The 20,500-nt window shown below is 41.8% G+C and carries 17 protein-coding genes; 6 read left to right on the top strand and 11 right to left on the bottom strand.

Features of this window, described 5'->3' with window-relative positions; translation table 11 throughout:
• Window positions 1-104: 104 nt before the first annotated feature.
• The 4 genes from mnmG to PQR79_RS16205 form a co-directional block, all read right to left on the bottom strand.
• Window positions 105-1,994 carry a tRNA uridine-5-carboxymethylaminomethyl(34) synthesis enzyme MnmG gene (gene mnmG, locus PQR79_RS16220; protein ID WP_238107392.1) on the bottom strand — a complete coding sequence of 630 codons (1,890 nt, stop codon included), beginning with the start codon at window positions 1,992-1,994 and terminating at the stop codon, window positions 105-107.
• A 467-nt stretch (window positions 1,995-2,461) separates the two neighbouring features.
• On the bottom strand, window positions 2,462-2,905 hold the full coding sequence (gene mioC / locus PQR79_RS16215; protein ID WP_238107393.1) for an FMN-binding protein MioC: 444 nt from the start codon (window positions 2,903-2,905) through the stop codon (window positions 2,462-2,464).
• A 211-nt stretch (window positions 2,906-3,116) separates the two neighbouring features.
• On the bottom strand, window positions 3,117-3,962 hold the full coding sequence (gene fghA / locus PQR79_RS16210; RefSeq protein WP_238107394.1) for an S-formylglutathione hydrolase: 846 nt from the start codon (window positions 3,960-3,962) through the stop codon (window positions 3,117-3,119).
• A gap of 69 nt (window positions 3,963-4,031) precedes the next feature.
• Window positions 4,032-5,162, bottom strand: a complete 1,131-nt coding sequence (locus PQR79_RS16205; protein ID WP_238107395.1) for an S-(hydroxymethyl)glutathione dehydrogenase/class III alcohol dehydrogenase — start codon at window positions 5,160-5,162, stop codon at window positions 4,032-4,034.
• A 139-nt stretch (window positions 5,163-5,301) separates the two neighbouring features.
• Between PQR79_RS16205 and PQR79_RS16200 the strand changes: the two genes are divergently transcribed.
• Window positions 5,302-6,168, top strand: coding sequence for a LysR substrate-binding domain-containing protein (locus PQR79_RS16200; RefSeq protein ID WP_238107396.1), 867 nt, complete (start codon window positions 5,302-5,304; stop codon window positions 6,166-6,168).
• A gap of 1 nt (window position 6,169) precedes the next feature.
• Here the strand turns inward: PQR79_RS16200 and PQR79_RS16195 are convergent, their stop codons facing one another.
• The 6 genes from PQR79_RS16195 to rpmH form a co-directional block, all read right to left on the bottom strand.
• On the bottom strand, window positions 6,170-6,790 hold the full coding sequence (locus PQR79_RS16195; RefSeq protein ID WP_238107397.1) for a 3'-5' exonuclease: 621 nt from the start codon (window positions 6,788-6,790) through the stop codon (window positions 6,170-6,172).
• A 27-nt stretch (window positions 6,791-6,817) separates the two neighbouring features.
• Window positions 6,818-8,179, bottom strand: a complete 1,362-nt coding sequence (gene mnmE / locus PQR79_RS16190; protein WP_238107398.1) for a tRNA uridine-5-carboxymethylaminomethyl(34) synthesis GTPase MnmE — start codon at window positions 8,177-8,179, stop codon at window positions 6,818-6,820.
• A 97-nt stretch (window positions 8,180-8,276) separates the two neighbouring features.
• Window positions 8,277-9,905 (bottom strand): membrane protein insertase YidC, encoded by a 1,629-nt coding sequence (gene yidC / locus PQR79_RS16185; protein WP_238107399.1) that lies wholly within the window; start codon window positions 9,903-9,905, stop codon window positions 8,277-8,279.
• A 3-nt stretch (window positions 9,906-9,908) separates the two neighbouring features.
• Window positions 9,909-10,163 carry a membrane protein insertion efficiency factor YidD gene (gene yidD, locus PQR79_RS16180; protein ID WP_188739966.1) on the bottom strand — a complete coding sequence of 85 codons (255 nt, stop codon included), beginning with the start codon at window positions 10,161-10,163 and terminating at the stop codon, window positions 9,909-9,911.
• A complete protein-coding gene (gene rnpA, locus PQR79_RS16175; protein ID WP_160055730.1) occupies window positions 10,130-10,486 on the bottom strand; it encodes a ribonuclease P protein component in 357 nt (118 codons plus the stop codon). Before rnpA ends, yidD begins: the two co-directional genes overlap by 34 nt.
• 15 nt (window positions 10,487-10,501) lie before the next feature.
• Window positions 10,502-10,639, bottom strand: coding sequence for a 50S ribosomal protein L34 (gene rpmH, locus PQR79_RS16170; RefSeq protein ID WP_006083827.1), 138 nt, complete (start codon window positions 10,637-10,639; stop codon window positions 10,502-10,504).
• 445 nt (window positions 10,640-11,084) lie between these two features.
• Between rpmH and dnaA the strand changes: the two genes are divergently transcribed.
• From dnaA to PQR79_RS16145, 5 genes are all read left to right on the top strand, one after another.
• Window positions 11,085-12,470 (top strand): chromosomal replication initiator protein DnaA, encoded by a 1,386-nt coding sequence (dnaA, locus tag PQR79_RS16165; protein ID WP_238107400.1) that lies wholly within the window; start codon window positions 11,085-11,087, stop codon window positions 12,468-12,470.
• A gap of 18 nt (window positions 12,471-12,488) precedes the next feature.
• Window positions 12,489-13,589, top strand: coding sequence for a DNA polymerase III subunit beta (gene dnaN / locus PQR79_RS16160; RefSeq protein WP_238107401.1), 1,101 nt, complete (start codon window positions 12,489-12,491; stop codon window positions 13,587-13,589).
• 88 nt (window positions 13,590-13,677) lie between these two features.
• A complete protein-coding gene (gene recF, locus PQR79_RS16155) occupies window positions 13,678-14,760 on the top strand; it encodes a DNA replication/repair protein RecF (protein WP_238107402.1) in 1,083 nt (360 codons plus the stop codon).
• A gap of 15 nt (window positions 14,761-14,775) precedes the next feature.
• Window positions 14,776-17,193, top strand: a complete 2,418-nt coding sequence (gene gyrB, locus PQR79_RS16150) for a DNA topoisomerase (ATP-hydrolyzing) subunit B (RefSeq protein WP_238107403.1) — start codon at window positions 14,776-14,778, stop codon at window positions 17,191-17,193.
• Between the two features lie 103 nt (window positions 17,194-17,296).
• Window positions 17,297-18,349 (top strand): HDOD domain-containing protein, encoded by a 1,053-nt coding sequence (locus PQR79_RS16145; protein WP_238107404.1) that lies wholly within the window; start codon window positions 17,297-17,299, stop codon window positions 18,347-18,349.
• 66 nt (window positions 18,350-18,415) lie between these two features.
• On the opposite strand, the gene glyS is transcribed toward PQR79_RS16145, so the two are convergent.
• Window positions 18,416-20,500 carry a glycine--tRNA ligase subunit beta gene (gene glyS, locus PQR79_RS16140; protein ID WP_238107405.1) on the bottom strand — a complete coding sequence of 695 codons (2,085 nt, stop codon included), beginning with the start codon at window positions 20,498-20,500 and terminating at the stop codon, window positions 18,416-18,418.

The raw sequence follows: 20,500 nt of genomic DNA, 5'->3' as shown, positions 1-20,500 counted from the left end.
CTCGTAAATTGCATGAACAGACGGCAGTTATTATGAAGCCGTAAAAGCACTAAGGGAAGCCTTATGGCTTCCCTTGTGTTATTGAGTCGAAAAAATATCTGTAATTATGCGCTTTTTCTCAATAAACCACGTTTTTTTAAGTGGACTAGCAAGATTGAGATCGCTGCAGGGGTAATTCCTGATATGCGTGATGCTTGTCCTACCGTTTCAGGTTTATGGTTATTTAGCTTAGCAATCACTTCATTTGATAAGCCGGGAACTTCTTTGTAATCTAGATCAAGTGGTAATAATGAGCTCTCATGACGAATAGCTTTATCAATTTCATCTTGTTGACGTTGGATATATCCTGAGTATTTAACTTGAATTTGTACTTGCTCTGCAGCTTGTGGATCGTCAAGTCCAGGACCAAATCCCTCTAACCGCATTAATTTACTGTAATCCATTTCAGGGCGACGCAGCAAATCTTCAAATGACGCTTCACGCGAGATGGGTGTATTTAATTGAGGGTTTAATACGTCTAATAACGGTGAATTAGGGTGTACCCATTGGCTACGTAAACGCTGTAATTCCAGTTCGATCGATTCTTTTTTCTTACTGAATAACTCCCAACGATTATCGTCAACCAAACCAAGCTCACGGCCTTTTTCGGTTAAGCGTAGATCAGCGTTGTCTTCACGTAGTAATAAACGATACTCGGCACGGCTAGTGAACATGCGGTAGGGTTCTTTAGTACCAAGGGTTGATAGATCATCAACTAATACCCCAAGGTAAGCTTCATCGCGGCGTGGACACCAAGTCTCTTTACCTTGTACCTGTAAAGATGCATTCATACCCGCTAATAACCCTTGAGCACCGGCTTCTTCGTAACCTGTAGTGCCGTTAATTTGGCCAGCAAAGAATAAACCTTCAATGGTTTTGGTTTCTAATGAATTTTTAAGATCGCGTGGATCAAAATAATCGTATTCGATAGCGTAACCAGGACGAACGATTTCAGCGTTTTCCATGCCTTTGATCGAACGGACTAAATTAAGTTGTACATCAAAAGGTAAGCTTGTAGAAATACCATTAGGATAGATCTCATTCGTGCTTAACCCTTCAGGTTCAATAAAGATCTGATGCGATGACTTATCAGCAAAGCGGTGGATCTTATCTTCAATCGATGGGCAGTAACGAGGGCCAATACCTTCGATAACACCTGAATACATTGGACTTCTGTCTAAGCCACCACGAATAATGTCGTGAGTTTTTTCATTGGTGTGAGTAATAAAACATGAAATTTGTTTTGGATGCTGGCTGACATCGCCAATAAATGACATTACCGGTAATGGCGAATCACCTTTTTGCTCAGTCATTTGTGAAAAATCAATGGTATTGGCATCAATACGTGGTGGTGTACCTGTTTTTAAACGGCCTACACGGATAGGTAATTCACGTAAACGATTTGCTAATGCAATTGCTGGTGGATCGCCTGCACGGCCACCGCTGTAGTTTTGTAAACCAATATGAATTTTACCGCTTAGAAATGTGCCTGTGGTTAAGACCACTGCAGGTGCTTCAAATGCGAGCCCCATTTGAGTGACAACACCAATAACTTTATTATTTTCAACAACTAAGTCATCAACCGCTTGTTGAAAAATACGTAAGTTAACTTGATTTTGTAAAATATGCTGAATTTTTTGACGATATAACGCACGGTCTGCTTGGGCACGAGTTGCACGAACAGCTGGGCCTTTACTTGAATTTAATGTTCTAAATTGAATCCCGGCAAAATCTGTTGCCGTTGCCATGGCTCCGCCTAATGCGTCGATCTCTTTAACCAAATGCCCTTTACCAATACCACCAATGGCGGGATTACAAGACATTTGACCTAGTGTGTCGATGTTATGGGTTAACAATAATGTTTTTGATCCCATTCTTGCTGCTGCGAGGGCTGCCTCAGTTCCGGCATGACCACCACCAACGACAATTACATCAAACCGTTCATGAAAATGCATTATGCGACCTTTGATTGCTTAGAAAGTTAAATTCAATTTGAAACGTGATTCAAGCTGCGCATTTTAGCACTTGCTTGTCAGAACGTGAATGATCATTTTTCATAGAATGATCAAGATGGGTTTGCTTAATAGATCTTAAGATCTTTATATAGATCTTTTTATTATGTTTACTATTAGGATCGGTATTTTCTGTTAATAACTCTATTTTACCTTTAAAATCAAGATTTAACAGCTTATTAAACCTGTGATCTGATCGCGATCAAACTCAATATAAGGTGGGGATAGATCGGGTACTTATCCACAAGGGGGATCTTTAAGCAGATCTGGTTGTGAGTAGTACAGAGTTATGATCGCTAAAAATAATAGCTTATCCACAAAGTTGTTATTTAAAATAGTAATTTGTGGATAAGTCAAATCTAAATTGTGAGTTGATCTTAGTTTATACAAAATAAGATCGCATATTATGGCTACTTAATTTTATCCTGCCATTGCGATAGCCACGCCAGAGCGGGTTCTTCAGGCACGGGATCTTGTTGGACATCAATTTGGATCTTATCCACAATTGGAGTTGATCCACATTGTAAAAGTAGATCGATTATTTTTTTGGGCCCTTGGCAAAATGTGTCGTAGCTCGAATCACCAATGGCGCATAATGCATGTTGAACCGATGTTAGATCCGGCATATTGAGTATTAATTGTTTATAAAAAGGCACTATGTTGTCGGGTAGATCGCCCGCGCCATGGGTTGAGCTAACGATGATCCACACTGAAAAGTCGCTTAATTGATTCCATTGTGGGTCAATAAATACCTCTGTTTGGTGGTTTAATTGGGTCAATTGCTCTGCCATTTCATCGGCGACATATTCTGAGCTGCCCAATGTGGTACCCACTAATAATGCTATTTTTGCCATTTTTACTCCGAATTGTTGCTTAAACTGCTTGTTTAACAGCCAGTTTTAATGTGCTTTACGGTTATTTTACTCGCTCAATTGTGCTACATGTTGGCTTATTTACACTTTTTACGCCTAAATAACCTGTTTATTTGGCCGTTTTATACTTTGTAGCGATAAAAAAACGAGCCCTAAAGGCTCGTTTTGAGTGAGTGTTAACATCTGATTAGTGTTAGTTGATCTTTAAATATTTTGCATGAAATCGCAGGTGTTCTTCAATAAAGGTCGCAATAAAGTAGTAGCTATGGTCATATCCAGACTGCATTCGTAACTCGAGAGGATAACCCTTTTGTTGGGCGACTTTTTCTAATGCGTGAGGTTTTAATTGCTCATCTAAAAAGTTGTCATTGCTACCTTGATCCACCAGCGCAGGCACAAATTGTTGGCTATTTTGCATTAATTCACAGCTATCATATTGTTGCCATTGCTGTTGATCATCGCCCAAATAACCACGGAATGCTTTAATTCCCCAAGGGCAATCCATTGGATTACAAATTGGGCTAAAGGCTGACACACTAGCAAATAGGTTTGGATTTTTTAATGCAATTGTTAAGGCGCCATGGCCGCCCATTGAGTGGCCACTAATGCTACGTTGGTTAGTTACCGGAAAATGCGCTTCAATGATTGCTGGTAACTCTGACACCACATAATCATACATTTTATAATGCTGATCAAAAGGTGGTTTAGTCGCATTGAGGTAAAACCCTGCGCCTAAACCAAAATCATAAGCACCGTCTTTGTCGTCGGCAACGCCATCACCACGTGGGCTGGTGTCTGGTGCAACAATCGCTATACCTAGTTCAGCGGCAATGCGCTGTGCACCGGCTTTTTGCATAAAGTTTTCGTCAGTGCAGGTAAGCCCTGATAACCAATACAATACGGGCACATTTTGTTGTTCAGCTTGTGGCGGTAAGTAAATAGCAAATCGCATCGTGCAATTTAATGCTGTTGAAAAATGAGTATATTGTTTATGCCAGCCACCAAATGCTTTGGTGTTGCTGATATTTTCAATGGTCATGGTGGGTCCTCATAAAATAAATGCAGCTAATTAAAAATTAACTGCATTGTTTTTCTATTTAAGATCAGCTTATTTATTAAAGTGAATAACGCTACGAATACTTTCGCCTTTATGCATTAAATCAAATGCATCGTTAATCCCTTCAAGGCCCATTGTGTGAGTAATAAAGTGGTCTAATTTAAACTCACCAGCTAAGTATTGCTCAACAATACCGGGTAATTCACTGCGCCCTTTTACGCCACCAAATGCGCTACCACGCCATACTCGTCCGGTCACTAATTGGAATGGACGGGTTGAAATTTCTTGGCCGGCACCAGCAACACCAATAATCACTGATTCGCCCCAACCTTTGTGGCAGCATTCTAACGCACTGCGCATCACATTAACGTTACCAATACATTCAAATGAGAAATCGACGCCGCCATCGGTCATTTCAACAATCACATCTTGGATTGGTTTATCAAACTCTTTAGGGTTTATGCAGTCTGTAGCACCTAACTTTTTGGCCAGTTCAAACTTAGATTCGTTTATATCAACACCAATAATTCGGCTAGCACCCGCCATGGTTGCGCCAATAATGGCTGATAAACCAATGCCGCCTAGGCCAAATATTGCTACGGTATCACCTTTTTGTACTTTTGCTGTTTTTAGTACTGCGCCCATACCTGTTGTTACGCCGCAACCGAGTAAACACACTTCTTCAAGTGGTGCTGTTGGATTGACTTTAGCTAATGAAATTTCTGGTAATACTGTGTATTCAGAAAAAGTTGAGCAGCCCATATAGTGAAAAATAGGCTCGCCATCTTTAAAGAAGCGTGTCGTGCCATCTGGCATTAAGCCTTTACCTTGTGTGGCACGCACCGCGCTGCAAAGGTTGGTTTTGCCAGATGTACAGAATTTACATTCACCACATTCAGCGGTGTACAGTGGAATAACATGGTCGCCTACTTTTACGCTGGTGACACCTTCGCCAACCATATGAACAATCCCGCCGCCTTCATGGCCTAGAATTGCTGGGAATACGCCTTCAGGATCATCGCCCGACAAGGTAAATGCATCTGTATGGCATACACCTGACGCCACGATACGCACCATGACTTCACCGGCTTTTGGGTACATAACATCGACTTCTTCAACCGATAATGGCTGACCGGGTCCCCAAGCAATGGCGGCTTTTGATTTAATAAATTGTGCTGACATAAATAGCTTCCTTAAACGTAAACACCATGAAATATGGATGATCAACATCACTACAGTGTAGTGTATTTATCCATTGTATTTGTTTATCATCAAATGATAATCAGCTAGTTTTGTAAATTACTTTTACGAGAATGTAATAATGATGCAGTGGGAAGGGATTTTTGAGTTTGTTGCAGTGGCCGAAACTGACAGTTTTACTGCCGCAGGTAAGCGTTTAAGTATTTCTACGGCACAAGTGAGTCGCCAAGTAAGCCAACTTGAAAACCGTCTAAACACTAAATTGTTTTATCGTACGACACGCAAAGTATCGTTAACAGAAGAGGGCTCGGTTTATTATCAGCATTGCCGCCAGGTATTAGACAGTCTTGATGAAGCAGAACGGGCAATTTCGAGCTTAAAAGATAAACCTCAAGGTTTAATACGCATGACCGCACCGGTAACCTACGGTGAAAAGTTTGTTATGCCGATTGTTATCGATTTTATGCAGCAGTACCGTGATATTGAAGTGGTGTGCGAATTAACCAACCGTCAGCTTGATCTTGTTGAAGGTGGTTTTGATTTAGCCATTAGGCTAGGGCGGTTAACTAATTCGTCAATGATGGCTAAGCACTTAACTAATCGCAGCCAATATGTGTGTGCTGCACCAAGTTATATTGCTCAATTTGGTACGCCTTATACTTTGTCTGAACTCAGTCAGCATAATTGTTTAATCGGTAGCCAATCGCATTGGAACTTTATTGATCAAGGTAAAGCTAAAGCCGTTAAAGTCAGTGGTTCGTTGAGTTGTAGCAGTGGGTTAAGCTTATTATCTGCCGCAATAAGTGGTTTAGGTATTGTGCAATTACCCGGTTACTACGTTAACGATGCAATTGAAGCTGGGCAATTAGTGGTGTTACTCGCGCCATATCAACAACCCAAAGAAGGGATTTGGGCGTTATATCCGCATAACCGTCATTTGTCACCTAAAGTGCGTTTGTTAGTGGATAAGTTATCACAAGAGCTTTAGCTTATTGGTGCGCCATTGTTTGGTAGTAGCGGTTTATTTGTGCTTTGGGCAAGCTCGATATCTTATTGATGATATCAAGCGTGATAAGGTGGTTTGGCAGTTGTTGTTGCAGTACGTCAAGTTGATGCAACCAAAGGTGGCTGGTCATGGTGGCGTCGGCTAAGGCGCGGTGAAACACACCATCGTTTGGTAGCTGATGATAATTCACTAAGGTTCCAAGTTGATGATTAGGTGCATCTTGGCTTATGCGGCGAGATAGCAGTAATGAACAGGAAAATTGGCCAGTGTAGTGCAGCTTATTATGCTTAAATTCGGCATCTAAGAATTTTTTATCAAAGCTGGCGTTGTGTGCTACTAAATTAAAGCCATCAATAAACTTGGCAAATTGCGCCATTACTTCTTTAGATGATGGCGCATGTTTAAGCATATTGTTACTAATACCTGTGTATTGTTCAATAAAGCTATTAACTCGCTTACCTGGGTTTATGAGTTCTTGAAAGGTGTCCACTATTTGGCCATCAACCAGTTTTACCGCACCTATTTCAATGGCTCTGTCACCATTGTCGGGTGATAAACCTGTGGTTTCAAAGTCGAGTACCACAACTTGATTGGCCAATGTCATGTGTTTTTTCCTTTGTTTACCAATACACTATTTACCAATACAGAAGGAGCTAAAGATTTTACCGAGCAAGTCATCTGACGTGAATTTACCGGTAATTTCTGATAGCGCCATTTGGCACATGCGTAACTCTTCAGCCAGTAGTTCTCCGGCAAGATACACTTCAAGTTGTTCTTTACCCAGTTGTAGGTGGCTTGCGGCTAACTCTAATGCTTCTAAGTGACGACGGCGGGCAATAAAGCCGCCTTCTAAATTACTTTGATAGCCCATAAGTGTTTTAAGGTGCTGTTTTAACTCTTCAACCCCAAGGCCGGTTTTGGCAGATATACGGTAAACATCGTATCCTTGCTCTTGTGATATTTCGAGTGTTTCACCGGTTAAATCTGCTTTGTTACGCACAACGGTAACACCTAATCTTGAAGGTAAACGGTCAATAAAATCAGGCCATATGTCATGTGGGTCAACCGCATCAGTGGTGGTGCCATCAACCATAAACAACACTCTATCTGCGCTGGCTATTTCTGCCCACGCGCGCTCAATACCAATTTGCTCAACGGTATCTGTGGTGTCGCGTAATCCTGCGGTGTCGATAATATGCAGTGGCATGCCATCAAGGTGAATATGCTCTCGTAGTACGTCACGGGTGGTGCCGGCTATTTCAGTCACAATGGCTGACTCTTTACCTGCAAGGGCATTAAGTAAACTTGATTTGCCGGCATTTGGTCGCCCCGCAATGACGACTTTCATGCCTTCACGTATAATTGAACCTTGCTTGGCACTGGCTTGAACAGTAGTGAGTTTGTCGATAATTCGATATAAGGCACTGGCAATTTTACCGTCTGATAAAAAGTCGACTTCTTCATCTGGAAAATCAATCGCAGCTTCTACATATAAACGCAGGTTAGTGACTTGCTCAACCAGTTCATGTACCTCTTTTGAAAACTCACCTTGTAGTGATTGCAATGCACTTTTAGCGGCTTGTTCACTGGTGGCATCAATTAAATCGGCAATGGCTTCTGCTTGAGTTAAATCGAGTTTGTCATTCATAAACGCTTGTTCACTAAACTCGCCAGGTTTAGCTATACGGATACCATCAATCTCTAACACGCGTTTAATTAGCATGTCGAGTACGATCTGGCCACCGTGACCTTGCAGCTCTAATACATCTTCGCCAGTAAACGAATTTGGACCTTTAAAAAATAGCGCTATACCCTGGTCAATAACGTGACCATCGTGGCTATTAAAATCACAATATTCGGCGTAACGGGTTTTAGGTACATGACCAATAATGGCGTTGGCTACATTGGCAGCGAGATCGCCAGATACACGAATAATACCCACTCCACCACGCCCTGGTGCTGTGGCTTGCGCTACGATAGTGTCTGTTGTCACGGTTAATACCTGCTAAATCATTAAAGGAAAAGGCGGCCTATTAAGCCGCCTTTTTTATTCATTTAACTTTTGAATAAGTTAACTGTCGAGCTTGGGCTTATTTTAAGCCTTTTTTCTCAAGACCGGCATAAATAATCTTTTGCTGAGTAATTGCGACTAAGTTACCGACTAACCAGTAAAGTACTAGACCTGCTGGGAACCATAAGAAGAATACGGTAAAGATTACGGGCATCCATTGCATCATCTTAACTTGCATTGGGTCCATGGTTGGTGCCATTGGCTGCATTTTCTGCATCAAGAACATCGATACACCCATTAGCAATGGTAATACATAGTACGGATCTTGTACTGACAAGTCATCAATCCATAACATGAATGGTGCATGACGCAGTTCATAGCTTTCGAGTAATACCCAGTATAATGCGATGAAGATTGGCATCTGTAACAAAATAGGTAAGCAGCCACCCATTGGGTTTACTTTCTCTTTTTTGTACAGTTCCATCATGGCCTGACCCATCTTTTGACGGTCATCACCAAAGCGTTCTTTCATCTCAGCTAATTTTGGCTGTAAATTACGCATTTTAGCCATTGAGCTGTATTGTGCTTTGGTTAATGGATATAACAAACCACGTACGGTTAAGGTGATTAAAATAATCGCCATACCCCAGTTACCCACAAATGATTGATAGAACATCAATAACCAGTGAATAGGTATTGCTAACCACCATAAGAAACCGTAATCAACCACTAGGTTTAAGGTTTCAGAAATAGCAGAAAGCGCTTTTTGGTTTTTAGGGCCGACATAAAATTGTGAGCTAATTTTTTGTGTTGTGCCAGGAGCAATATCATATACCGCACCACGGAAACCGATGTTAGCTAAACCACCAGCACTCACACTTGAGAAAATAGTGTTTGAATCAGTAGCCGGTGGAATCCAAGCTGATACGAAGTAGTGTTGTAACATTGCAGCCCAACCACCTAGTGTTGCTTTACCTAGGTTTTTGTCAGCCATGTCTTCAAAGTCATACTTTTCGTAGCGAGTATCTTGCGTTGAGAATGCCGCACCACGGTAGGTTGGCATCATCATGCTGCTTTCAGACTCTTTGATGGTTTGTTTTATTTGACCATACATTTGTACTTGTAATGCAGTATCTGAAGTGTTGCTAATGCTGTAATCAACACCAACATCATATTGACCACGGGTAAACGTAAAGGTTTTTACGTAAGTGACACCGTTGTCTGCAGTAAAGGTTAAAGGCACAGATAATGTGTCTTGACCGTCTGCTAATGTGTAAGAGCTTTTTTGCGCGGTAAAGGCGGCTCGACCTTTAGCACTGCTATCAATGCCGTCGCGACCGATTAAACCGCTTTGTGCAATATAAGTGTGGTCATTGGTTTGTTCAAGAATGACAAAAGGATCGTCTTTATCAATCTCAACTTTGTGCGCAACTAATGCTGCATAAACGATGTCACCACCTACTGGGCTGATTTTAATATCAAGCTGATCAGTGCTAATGGTAATTAAGTTTTTGGTTGCAGGCATATCCACTGGCATACCAGTCGAATCTGCTTCAGGAACGTCTGCGCCGTTGATAGTCGCAGCGTTTGTTTGGGTAACGGTTTGTTGTGCTACCGGTTGTGGTGCCTTATCTGTTTGCCATTGTTGCCACATTAAAAAGCTGACAAACAACAAACCGATTAGCAATATATTGCGTTGAGATTCCATAGCCTATTTATTACACCTGTCATTTTTAGGGGGGACGGGATCACTACCGCCGGGATGTAAAGGGTGACATTTTAATATGCGTTTGATTGCAAACCAACTACCTTTCACTGTTCCGTGCGTTTTTATTGCTTCAATCGCATAATAAGAACAAGTTGGATCGAACCGACACTTCGGTCCCAGTAAAGGGCTTATAAAAATTTGATAACCACGGATAACCGTGGTTGCTAGCCATTGTAACGGCGACTGAGTTTTCGCCATAGCTTTTCTATCAATTTGTGTAGTTCTGCATTTTCCATTTCCATCACGCCATTTCTGACTAATACCACGATATCAATGTTAGGGATGTCGTGTTGATGTAAACGAAAACTATCTCTTATCACGCGTTTAATGCGATTACGTTGGTTAGCACGTTTTACAAAACGTTTAGCCACAGTTAACCCTAAACGAGGATGTTGCTCAGAATTAGGAATAGCGAGCAGAGTTATTTCAGCAGAGGATGCTTTGATTGGATTGGAGAATACAGATTTAAATTGCGCGGGAGTTAACAAGCGTAACTCCCGCGTAAAGGTATAGCTAGTCACCTGGTTATCTACTTATTAAGCAGATAAACGAGCGCGACCTTTCGCACGACGACGTGCAAGCACCTTACGGCCGCCTACAGTGGCCATACGAGCGCGGAAGCCGTGAGAACGCTTGCGCTTCAGGTTGCTAGGTTGAAAAGTACGTTTACTCATGATGGCAATCCGTCTTTGTTAGTGAATTTACCTTATCTCCAACATTAGAGGTAAGGGCAAAAAAGAGGCCGAATTGTAATCACTTTAATTACTATCGTCAATAACGAAAGTGGTTATATGATGAATTTCTGCCAATCTTTCTTTGATGATGAAAGCTTATAAGTACCAGAAGATGTGGATAAGTCTGTGTACAGACACTATATCTTGTGGATCTTTGTTTGTTTTCATAGATCAAAGGTTGCGTATTATAGATCAATGTGGATCGGTTAATAAAGCTGGATTTGCATCAAATTTACAATAAATGGATCGATTTTGATCTTTCATGATCTCAGATATCCACATAGAATGATCTCGCTGGGGATAAATCTGTTTTTAAGGATAGCGATCATTGTGATCTCCCTATAGAATACACCTCCTTTGACTAAAGATATTTGGGGATAAATAAGTGGCGGTTTCACTTTGGCAACAATGTATCGGCAGACTGCAAGATGAGTTATCAGCCCAGCAGTTCAGTATGTGGATCCGTCCGTTACAAGCTGAAATGGATGGTGATACTCTGGTTTTGTATGCGCCAAATCGTTTTGTACTCGATTGGGTACGCGATAAATACATTAATATCATTAATCAATTTTTCACTGAACAAATGGGCAGTGATGCACCTAAGTTGCGTTTTGATATTGGTAGCCGTCCGTCAGCACGTCCTGTCGCTCCAGCCCCGGTCGCCGCTAAGCCTGTGAGTAGTCAAATGCGTGCTCAAGTTGGCACAACGTCATTTAATACCCAGGCTGAACCGATTGTTAATGCGAATCACCGCAGTAACATCAATCCCACTTATCAGTTTGATAACTTCGTTGAAGGTAAATCAAACCAATTAGGTAAAGCGGCAGCATTACAAGTATCTGAAAACCCAGGTGGTGCGTATAACCCATTATTTTTATATGGCGGCACTGGTTTAGGTAAAACTCACTTATTGCATGCTGTTGGTAATGGGATTATTAAAAATAATCCCAATGCTAAAGTGGTGTATATGCATTCTGAGCGTTTTGTACAGGACATGGTCAAAGCCTTACAAAATAACGCCATTGAAGAATTTAAACGTTATTACCGCAGTGTCGATGCCCTGTTTATTGACGATATTCAATTTTTTGCCAACAAAGATCGTTCTCAAGAAGAGTTTTTTCATACCTTCAATGCGCTACTAGAAGGTAATCACCAAATTATTTTAACTTCAGACCGTTATCCTAAAGAGATCGACGGGGTAGAAGATCGCTTAAAATCTCGCTTTGGTTGGGGGTTAACAGTTGCCATTGAGCCACCTGAATTAGAAACCCGCGTAGCGATTTTAATGCGTAAAGCACAAGAGAGTGGCATTAACCTGCCTGATGAAGTGGCTTTCTTTATTGCTAAGCGTTTACGTTCAAACGTACGCGAGCTTGAAGGCGCATTAAACCGCGTTATAGCTAACGCTAACTTTACTGGCCGACCAATTACCATTGATTTTGTTCGTGAAGCGTTACGTGATCTCTTGGCACTACAAGAAAAATTAGTCACTATAGACAATATTCAGAAGACCGTTGCTGAATATTACAAAATAAAAATGGCAGATATGCTGTCTAAACGTCGTTCACGCAGTGTGGCAAGACCGCGACAAGTGGCGATGGCGCTATCTAAAGAACTCACTAACCAAAGTTTGCCTGAAATTGGCGATGCTTTCGGTGGTCGTGACCATACGACGGTATTACATGCTTGTCGTAAAATTGCGCAATTGCGTGAAGAAAGTCATGACATTAAAGAAGATTACGCTAACTTGATTAGAACTTTGTCTTCTTAATTCAGGGAATGTAGAACGATGAAATTTTCAATTGATAGGGACGCCCTATTAAAGCCGCTGCAACTCGTGTGTGGCGCGGTAGAACGTAGACATAACTTGCCCATTCTTGCTAATTTATTAGTCGAGGTTAGTGAAGACTCACTTAAGCTGACAGGTACGGATTTAGAGGTTGAGTTTGTTGGTCAAGCCGCTATACACGGTGATATCAATATTGGTCGTACTACCGTGCCTGCTAAAAAACTGCTCGACATAGTTAAGTCTCTTCCTGAACAAAGCGAATTAAAAGTAGAACAACAAGATGGCAAATGGTTGTTACGCTCGGGCCGTAGCCGTTTTTCATTAGCCACATTGCCTGCTGAAGATTATCCCAATGTTGAAGCATTCCAGGCTGATATTGAATTTAGCTTAAAGCAGGGCGTATTAAAGTCGATTATTGACTCTACTCAGTTTTCAATGGCTAATCAGGATGTGCGCTATTATCTCAATGGTTTATTATTTGAAACTGAAGGTAATGTATTACGTGCTATTGCTACCGACGGCCACCGTTTGGCTTTAAGCCATCGTACTGTTGATATATCTTTGCCTGAAAAACAAGTGATTGTGCCACGTAAAGGGGTCGTTGAAATGGCACGTTTGCTTGAAAGCGACGACCAAGACATTACCATTGCGATTGGCGACAACGCGATTCGCGCGATTACCAGTTCTGCTGTATTTACCAGTAAGTTGGTTGATGGCCGTTTTCCTGATTATCGTCGGGTGTTACCAAAAGGTGGCAACAAGGTGGTTATTGCTAGCCGTAATCAATTAAAACAAGCGTTAACCCGTGCTTCGATTTTATCTAACGAAAAATTCCGCGGTGTACGCATTCAACTTGAACCGGGTTTATTAAAGATTACCGCGAATAACCCTGAGCAAGAAGAAGCCGAAGAAATCATCGATGTTGATTATGATTCAGATAAGCTCGAAATTGGTTTTAACGTGAGTTATCTATTAGATGTACTGAATAACCTCGCCAGTGATGATGTGCGTATCACCCTGATTGATGGCAACTCAAGTGCATTAATAGAGAACCACAAAGAAGAAGATTCTATGTATGTGGTGATGCCAATGCGTTTGTAATACGTTATAGGGTATAAACTATATGAAAGGTGCTGTTAAGCACCTTCTTTGTCTCTACTGCTTTATTTGGCTATCACAATAGGTGTTCATGAGTTTATCGCGTATTACCATAGGGTCATTTCGAAATATCAGTTCAGCATCGCTTAACCCAAGCGATGGATTAAACTTGATTTACGGCCAAAATGGCAGCGGTAAAACCAGTATTTTAGAAGCGATTTATTTTTTAGGGATGGGACGTTCGTTTCGCAGCCACTTATCACAACGAGTGATTAATAATGATGACGACAAACTCACTCTGTTCGCCAACCTTATTCAAGATGAAAACGACTGCAAAATTGGTCTAAGACGGCATCGAAACGGCGAAATTGAAGTCAAAATTAATGGCGAAAAAGTCAAGCGCTTGTCTACATTAGCTGAAACTTTACCGATTCAAGTTATTACCCCCGAAAGTTTTTCTTTATTGTTTGAAGGCCCAAAAGCCCGCAGACAGTTTATTGATTGGGGGGCATTTCATTCTGACCCCCATTTTTATCAAGCTTGGGTGAACGTACGTAAGGTCTTAAAGCAGCGTAATCAATTGCTTAGGAACCATTCGCCGTACAGTCAAATACAATTTTGGGATAAAGAGCTGGTACGGTATGCTGAACAGGTTACCGACATACGAAATCGATATGTAGACTCGTTAAATGAGCTACTTAAGGGTATAATAGAGCGGTTTTTACCTCAGGTTGATATTAAGGTTTCTTTTACCCGAGGATGGGACAGCAAAACGGATTTTTCGCAGTTACTTGAAAACCAATACTCGCGCGATGTCGCCGCGGGTAACACGGGCAGTGGTCCTCATAAAGCAGACTTACGTTTGCGAGTAGGGAACTTACCTGTACAAGATGCATTGTCCCGTGGACAATTAAAATTATTAGTCTGTGCACTGCGTATTGCACAGGGAAAGTTGCTCAAACAACAACTGAATAAAAACAGTATTTATTTAGTAGACGATTTACCGTCAGAGTTGGATGCACAGCATAGGCAGCTATTGCTTCAGCAGTTAACCGAAACCGGTGCACAAATTTTTGTCACTGCAATTGATCCGCTAGCAATAGTCGATTCGTTATCTCGCCCCCCCGACAGGATGTTTCATGTGGAACAGGGGCTGGTAACGGTTATTGAATAACAACGAGAGAGAAATATGTCAGAGAATAGTTACGATTCTTCGAGTATCAAGGTATTAAAAGGCCTTGATGCAGTCCGTAAGAGACCTGGTATGTACATTGGTGATACTGATGACGGCACAGGCCTTCATCACATGGTATTCGAAGTGGTCGATAACTCTATCGATGAAGCTTTAGCCGGCCATTGTAGCGATATCACCATTACTATTCACTCAGACGGTTCTGTTTCTGTAAAAGATGACGGTCGTGGTATTCCTGTCTCTATTCATGAAGAAGAAGGTGTATCTGCAGCTGAAGTTATTATGACGGTATTGCATGCTGGCGGTAAGTTTGATGATAACTCGTATAAAGTCTCGGGTGGTCTTCACGGTGTGGGTGTGTCGGTTGTTAACGCCTTATCTGAAAAACTGCAATTAACCATTCGTCGTGCGGGTAAAATTTATGAGCAATTTTACACTCACGGTGTACCAAATGAACCGATTAAAGAAATTGGCGATGCTGTTAAAACCGGTACAGAAATTCGTTTTTGGCCTAGTAGTCAAACCTTTACTGATGTTGAGTTTCACTTCGATATATTAGCCAAGCGTGTACGTGAGTTATCTTTCTTAAACTCTGGTGTTGGTATTCGTTTAGTTGATGAACGTGAAAACAAAGACGAGTTCTTTAAATACGAAGGTGGTATTAGCGCATTTGTAGACTACTTAAACCGTAATAAAACTCCAGTAAACAAAGATGTATTCCACTTCTCGCAAGAGCGCGAAGACGGTATTACTGTTGAAGTTGCAATGCAGTGGAACGATGGTTACCAAGAAAGCATTTTCTGTTTTACCAACAACATCCCACAGCGCGATGGTGGTACTCACTTAGCGGGTTTCCGTGGTGCGTTAACGCGTAACTTAAACACTTACATGGAACGTGAAGGATTTAATAAAAAAGGTAAAACCAGCGCAACAGGTGATGACGCTCGTGAAGGCTTAACTGCGGTTATTTCTGTTAAAGTACCCGATCCTAAGTTTAGCTCACAGACAAAAGATAAATTAGTCTCTAGCGAAGTGAAAAGTGCTGTAGAACAAACCATGGGTGAGAAGTTAAACGATTACCTATTAGAAAACCCTGCCGATGCAAAATTAATCGTCGGTAAAATTGTTGATGCTGCTCGAGCTCGTGAAGCTGCCCGTAAAGCGCGTGAAATGACTCGTCGTAAAGGCGCATTAGATTTAGGTGGTTTGCCAGGCAAGCTGGCTGACTGCCAAGAGAAAGACCCTGGTCTTTCTGAAATATACATAGTGGAAGGGGACTCTGCTGGCGGATCTGCCAAGCAGGGGCGTAACCGTAAAAACCAAGCGATTCTTCCACTTAAAGGTAAAATCTTAAACGTTGAAAAAGCGCGTTTTGACAAGATGTTATCGTCACAAGAAGTGGCCACCTTAATTACCGCATTAGGTTGTGGTATTGGTCGCGACGAATATAATCCGGATAAAACCCGTTACCACAACATCGTTATCATGACCGATGCTGACGTCGACGGCTCGCACATTCGTACTCTGCTGTTGACCTTCTTCTTCCGTCAAATGCCTGAATTGATTGAGCGTGGTTATGTGTATATTGCGCAACCACCTTTGTATAAAGTTAAAAAAGGTAAGCAAGAACAATACCTTAAAGATGAACTGGCGTTAACTGAATACCTAACCACACAAGCGTTAGATGGCACGCATGTTTATCCAAGCCAAGGTGCATTAGGTATGAGCGGAGAGCCGCTTGAACGTTTGGTAAATCAATACCGTGAAGTTGAGAAAATCATTACTCGTTTAGAAAAACGTTTCCCGATGAACTTAACCGATCGCATGTTGTACCATCCAGAAGTAACGCTTGAGATGCTAAGCGACGAAGCTAAAATGACTGCCTGGTGTAAAGCCTTTATTGATGATTTAGTTGAGCGCGAAAGCAGCGGTATTATTTTCTCTGCTAACGTGATTTTAGATCCTGAACGTAAAGTGTACACTCCAAGTGTGACAATTCGTAAGCATGGTATTGATACCAACTTCTTATTTGGTTACGACTTCTTTACTTCAGCCGATTATCAACGTATCGCTAAGTTAGGCGCTGCACTTGACGGCATGATTGAAGAAGGTGGTTATGTTCAACGTGGCGAGCGCGTTAAAGAAGTTGAAAGCTTCTTAGAAGCATTAGAATGGACCATGAGCGAAGCAAAACGTGGTTTATACATTCAGCGTTATAAAGGATTGGGTGAAATGAACCCTGAACAATTGTGGGAAACGACAATGGATCCTGAATCTCGCCGTATGTTACGCGTTACCATTGAAGATGCGGTTGCTGCAGATCAATTATTTACCTGCTTAATGGGCGATCAAGTTGAGCCTCGTCGTGAGTTTATTGAAACTAATGCGTTAAATGTGGCTAACTTAGACGTGTAGGTCGCATTATTAAAATAAATGGGTGCCTTATGGCGCCCATTTTTGTTTTTATTGCTATGATTAAGCCATTGGTCCTAATCTAATTTTTATAGGGTTATCTATTGTGGTGACAAGTTTTTTTAAGAAGCTGTTTAATATTCGTGACCGCAATGAACAAGTCAAATTTACTGGCCGCACAGCGGTAGAGAAGCGCCAGCAAGCCTCATCTACAACCGTTAAACCTATTATCGAAGTCAGCCCTAAACAGGCTGTCGAGTCGCAATTAGATTTATCATCCTTGTTTTACAGTTTTTTGTTTGCCAGTACCCAAACCGATACGACAGGAATTGCTAATAGTCTAGAACGGCGTGTCATGCAAGATATAGAATTGGCGTTAAGCTCGCCTCAAGCTATTGCTGAAAATGTATTAAAGCTCCCTAGTAAAATACTCGAATTAGACAAAAAGCTGGCCGATGATAATATTGAGACCAGAGAACTTATTCAACTCATTGAACAAGATCCATTATTGTGTGTTGAAGTGCTTAAGCTGTGTAACTCAGTGGCTTTTAAGCGCTCAGAAAACGATGTGACGAGTATTCAGCAAGCATTAGTACAAGTTGGTCGGCAACAATTAAGGTATTTTATCACCAGCTGTTTAGCGCGCGAAATGATAGACATTAAACCAATATATTTTCGGCGTTTTGGTGCTGAGATATGGCGGCATTCAATGCAAGTGGCTTTTTTAGCCAGCGAGCTTGCCAATACAGATCAACGAGATAGCGCTTTTTTACTGGGGTTACTTCATGACGTCGGCAAAATTGCGATTTTTAAGATGCTGGTGGATGCATTCTATCAAGCTGAGCCAGGTGAACAACCTAGCTCTACCTTGTTTAAACAGGTCATGACCACAAAATCATTAACCCTAAGTGCATTATTAGCACGTTACTGGCGTTTACCTGAGCACTTTGAAGCACCGTTAACGTTATTGGCGAACACTAACATTAAGCCTGATGACGAAATGACATTAATCATCTGGAAGGCCAATATTATTAGTGAGTGTTCTATGCTACAGCAAGTGGATAGATTGCCACAGCCAGAACTTGTTGTGCTGTTGGCTCAGGTGGGTATAACTGAACAAGATTTTGCTGAGTTACATAAAAAATTGCTCGAGTTTTAAGTTGTTCATCGAGTATCTGCAATAAAAAAGCGCCTTTCGGCGCTTTTTTGTTGCAGAAATTTCACCTTATTGGAGTAGTGAAATATCCGCGACATGTAAAAACTGCTCACGAAGATTCGTTAATAACGCAAGGCGGTTATTTTTTAATGCTTCATCGTCAGCCATTACCATTACATCTTCAAAGAACAAATCCACGCTTTCACGTAAATCGGCCAATAATGTTAATGCTTGCTGGTAATCCGCATTGGCAAATAACGGTGCCAACTGGGGTTGTAACTGCGCGAGTTTATCAGCTAACGCTTTTTCAGCGGTTTCAGTCAATAGTGCTTGGTTGATGTTTGCAGGCAGTTCGCTTTCAACTTTGGCCAAGATATTAGAAACACGCTTATTGGCCGCTGCTAGTGCTGTAGAGGCCTCTAATCCGCGGAAATGTGAAACTGCTTTAACGCGACTGTCAAAATCAGCAGGACGAGTTGGGCGACGAGCCAATACTGCTAAAATCACATCAACTTGAATGCCTTTGTCTTGATACCAGCTACGGAAACGCGCCATTAAAAACTCAAGAACGTCTTCGGCAGTACTTGCATTGCTAACATTCTCACCGTGTAACGCTTGTGCTTTAGCAATTAAGTCGACTAAATCCAGTGGTAAGTTGTTTTCAACAATAATACGTAAAACACCAATAGCAGCACGGCGAAGTGCGAAAGGATCTGCAGCACCTTTAGGGGCTTGGCCAATACCAAAGATTCCCACTAAGGTATCTAGCTTTTCAGCCAATGCAACCGCGCATGACACGCTTGCCGTTGGTACTGTGTCGCCAGAAAACTTGGGTTTGTATTGCTCTTCTAAAGCAATAGCAACTGCATCTGTCTCACCGTCTAGGCGAGCATAATGCATTCCCATGGTGCCTTGGGTGTCAGTAAATTCCATCACCATGTTGGTCATTAAGTCTGTTTTAGACAATAGGCCGGCGCGGCTTGCATCTGCACTGTTGGTGTTAACACCTTGGCTATTAAGCTCGGTAGCAATAAACCCTGCTAATTCAGAAATACGTTCAACTCGTGCTTTTAAGGTACCAAGTTGTTTTTGAAACACCACGGTTTCTAGGCTAGTTAAACGCGACTCTAGGGTGTGTTTTTTATCTGTATTAAAGAAGAACTCAGCATCGGCTAGGCGAGGACGAACGACCTTTTCGTTACCTGCAATAATCTGTTGTGGATCTTTAGATTCTATATTGGTGACAAAGATAAAGTTAGGTAATAACTTGCCAGTGTTATCAAATACTGGGAAGTATTTCTGATCGCCTTTCATGGTGTAAACCAGTGCTTCAGACGGTACGGCTAAAAACTTTTCTTCAAAGTGAGCGGTTAACACAATTGGCCATTCAACCAATGAGGCCACTTCTTCAAGCAAGTCTTCTTGTATATCGGCTACGCCACCAATCTTAGCCGCTGCTGTTTCAGAGTCCGCTTTGATTATTGATTTACGCAAATGGTAGTCAGCCAGTACTTTACCTTGCTCTTTTAGTGCTGTTAAGTAGTTGTCGGCATGGTCTAGCTCAAACGAGGCTTGGCCCATAAAGCGATGACCACGAATAACCCTATCTGATTTAATGCCGAGTAATTCACCTTCAACTAACTCGCTGCCTAGTAACATGGTTACCGTATGTACAGGCCGAATAAATTGGGTTTTATTACTGCCCCAGCGCATTGGCTTGGGGATAGGCAGTTTATCAAGTGCACGTTGTGCCATGTCTGTAATCAGGCTTTTTGTGTCTACACCAACAATTTTTGCCTGATGAACTAGCCATTCACCTTTGTCGGTGACTAAGCGTTCAGCTTGGTCTACTGTAATACCGTTACCACGCGCCCAACCTTGTGCCGCTTTTGTTGGATTGCCGTCAGCATCAAATGCAGAGCTCACTGCTGGACCACGTTTTTCAACGACTTTGTCTGCTTGCGCTTGAGCTAAGCCAATAATGTTAATGGCTAATCGGCGAGGGGCCGCATACCAAAGAGCAGAGTCAAAAGGTAAGTCTGCTTTGGTTAATTCATCGGTAAAGTTTGCTAAAAAAGATTCGGCCAAGTTGCGTAGTGACTTTGGCGGTAACTCTTCGGTACCCACCTCAATGAGTAAGTTTTCAAATTTCAT

The organism is Shewanella metallivivens (assembly GCF_028750675.1).
GTDB lineage: Bacteria > Pseudomonadota > Gammaproteobacteria > Enterobacterales > Shewanellaceae > Shewanella > Shewanella metallivivens.
This window is presented reverse-complemented; position numbering and strand designations above follow the sequence as displayed.

Coding starts and splice junctions, on each gene's coding strand:
- yidD (WP_188739966.1), bottom strand. CDS start 10,163: ATGGCGAAAACTCAGTCGCCGTTACAATGGCTAGCAACCACGGTTATC.
- mioC (WP_238107393.1), bottom strand. CDS start 2,905: ATGGCAAAAATAGCATTATTAGTGGGTACCACATTGGGCAGCTCAGAA.
- gyrB (WP_238107403.1), top strand. CDS start 14,776: ATGTCAGAGAATAGTTACGATTCTTCGAGTATCAAGGTATTAAAAGGC.
- dnaN (WP_238107401.1), top strand. CDS start 12,489: ATGAAATTTTCAATTGATAGGGACGCCCTATTAAAGCCGCTGCAACTC.
- recF (WP_238107402.1), top strand. CDS start 13,678: ATGAGTTTATCGCGTATTACCATAGGGTCATTTCGAAATATCAGTTCA.
- glyS (WP_238107405.1), bottom strand. CDS start 20,500: ATGAAATTTGAAAACTTACTCATTGAGGTGGGTACCGAAGAGTTACCG.
- PQR79_RS16195 (WP_238107397.1), bottom strand. CDS start 6,790: ATGACATTGGCCAATCAAGTTGTGGTACTCGACTTTGAAACCACAGGT.
- PQR79_RS16200 (WP_238107396.1), top strand. CDS start 5,302: ATGATGCAGTGGGAAGGGATTTTTGAGTTTGTTGCAGTGGCCGAAACT.
- rpmH (WP_006083827.1), bottom strand. CDS start 10,639: ATGAGTAAACGTACTTTTCAACCTAGCAACCTGAAGCGCAAGCGTTCT.
- yidC (WP_238107399.1), bottom strand. CDS start 9,905: ATGGAATCTCAACGCAATATATTGCTAATCGGTTTGTTGTTTGTCAGC.
- fghA (WP_238107394.1), bottom strand. CDS start 3,962: ATGACCATTGAAAATATCAGCAACACCAAAGCATTTGGTGGCTGGCAT.
- mnmG (WP_238107392.1), bottom strand. CDS start 1,994: ATGCATTTTCATGAACGGTTTGATGTAATTGTCGTTGGTGGTGGTCAT.
- PQR79_RS16205 (WP_238107395.1), bottom strand. CDS start 5,162: ATGTCAGCACAATTTATTAAATCAAAAGCCGCCATTGCTTGGGGACCC.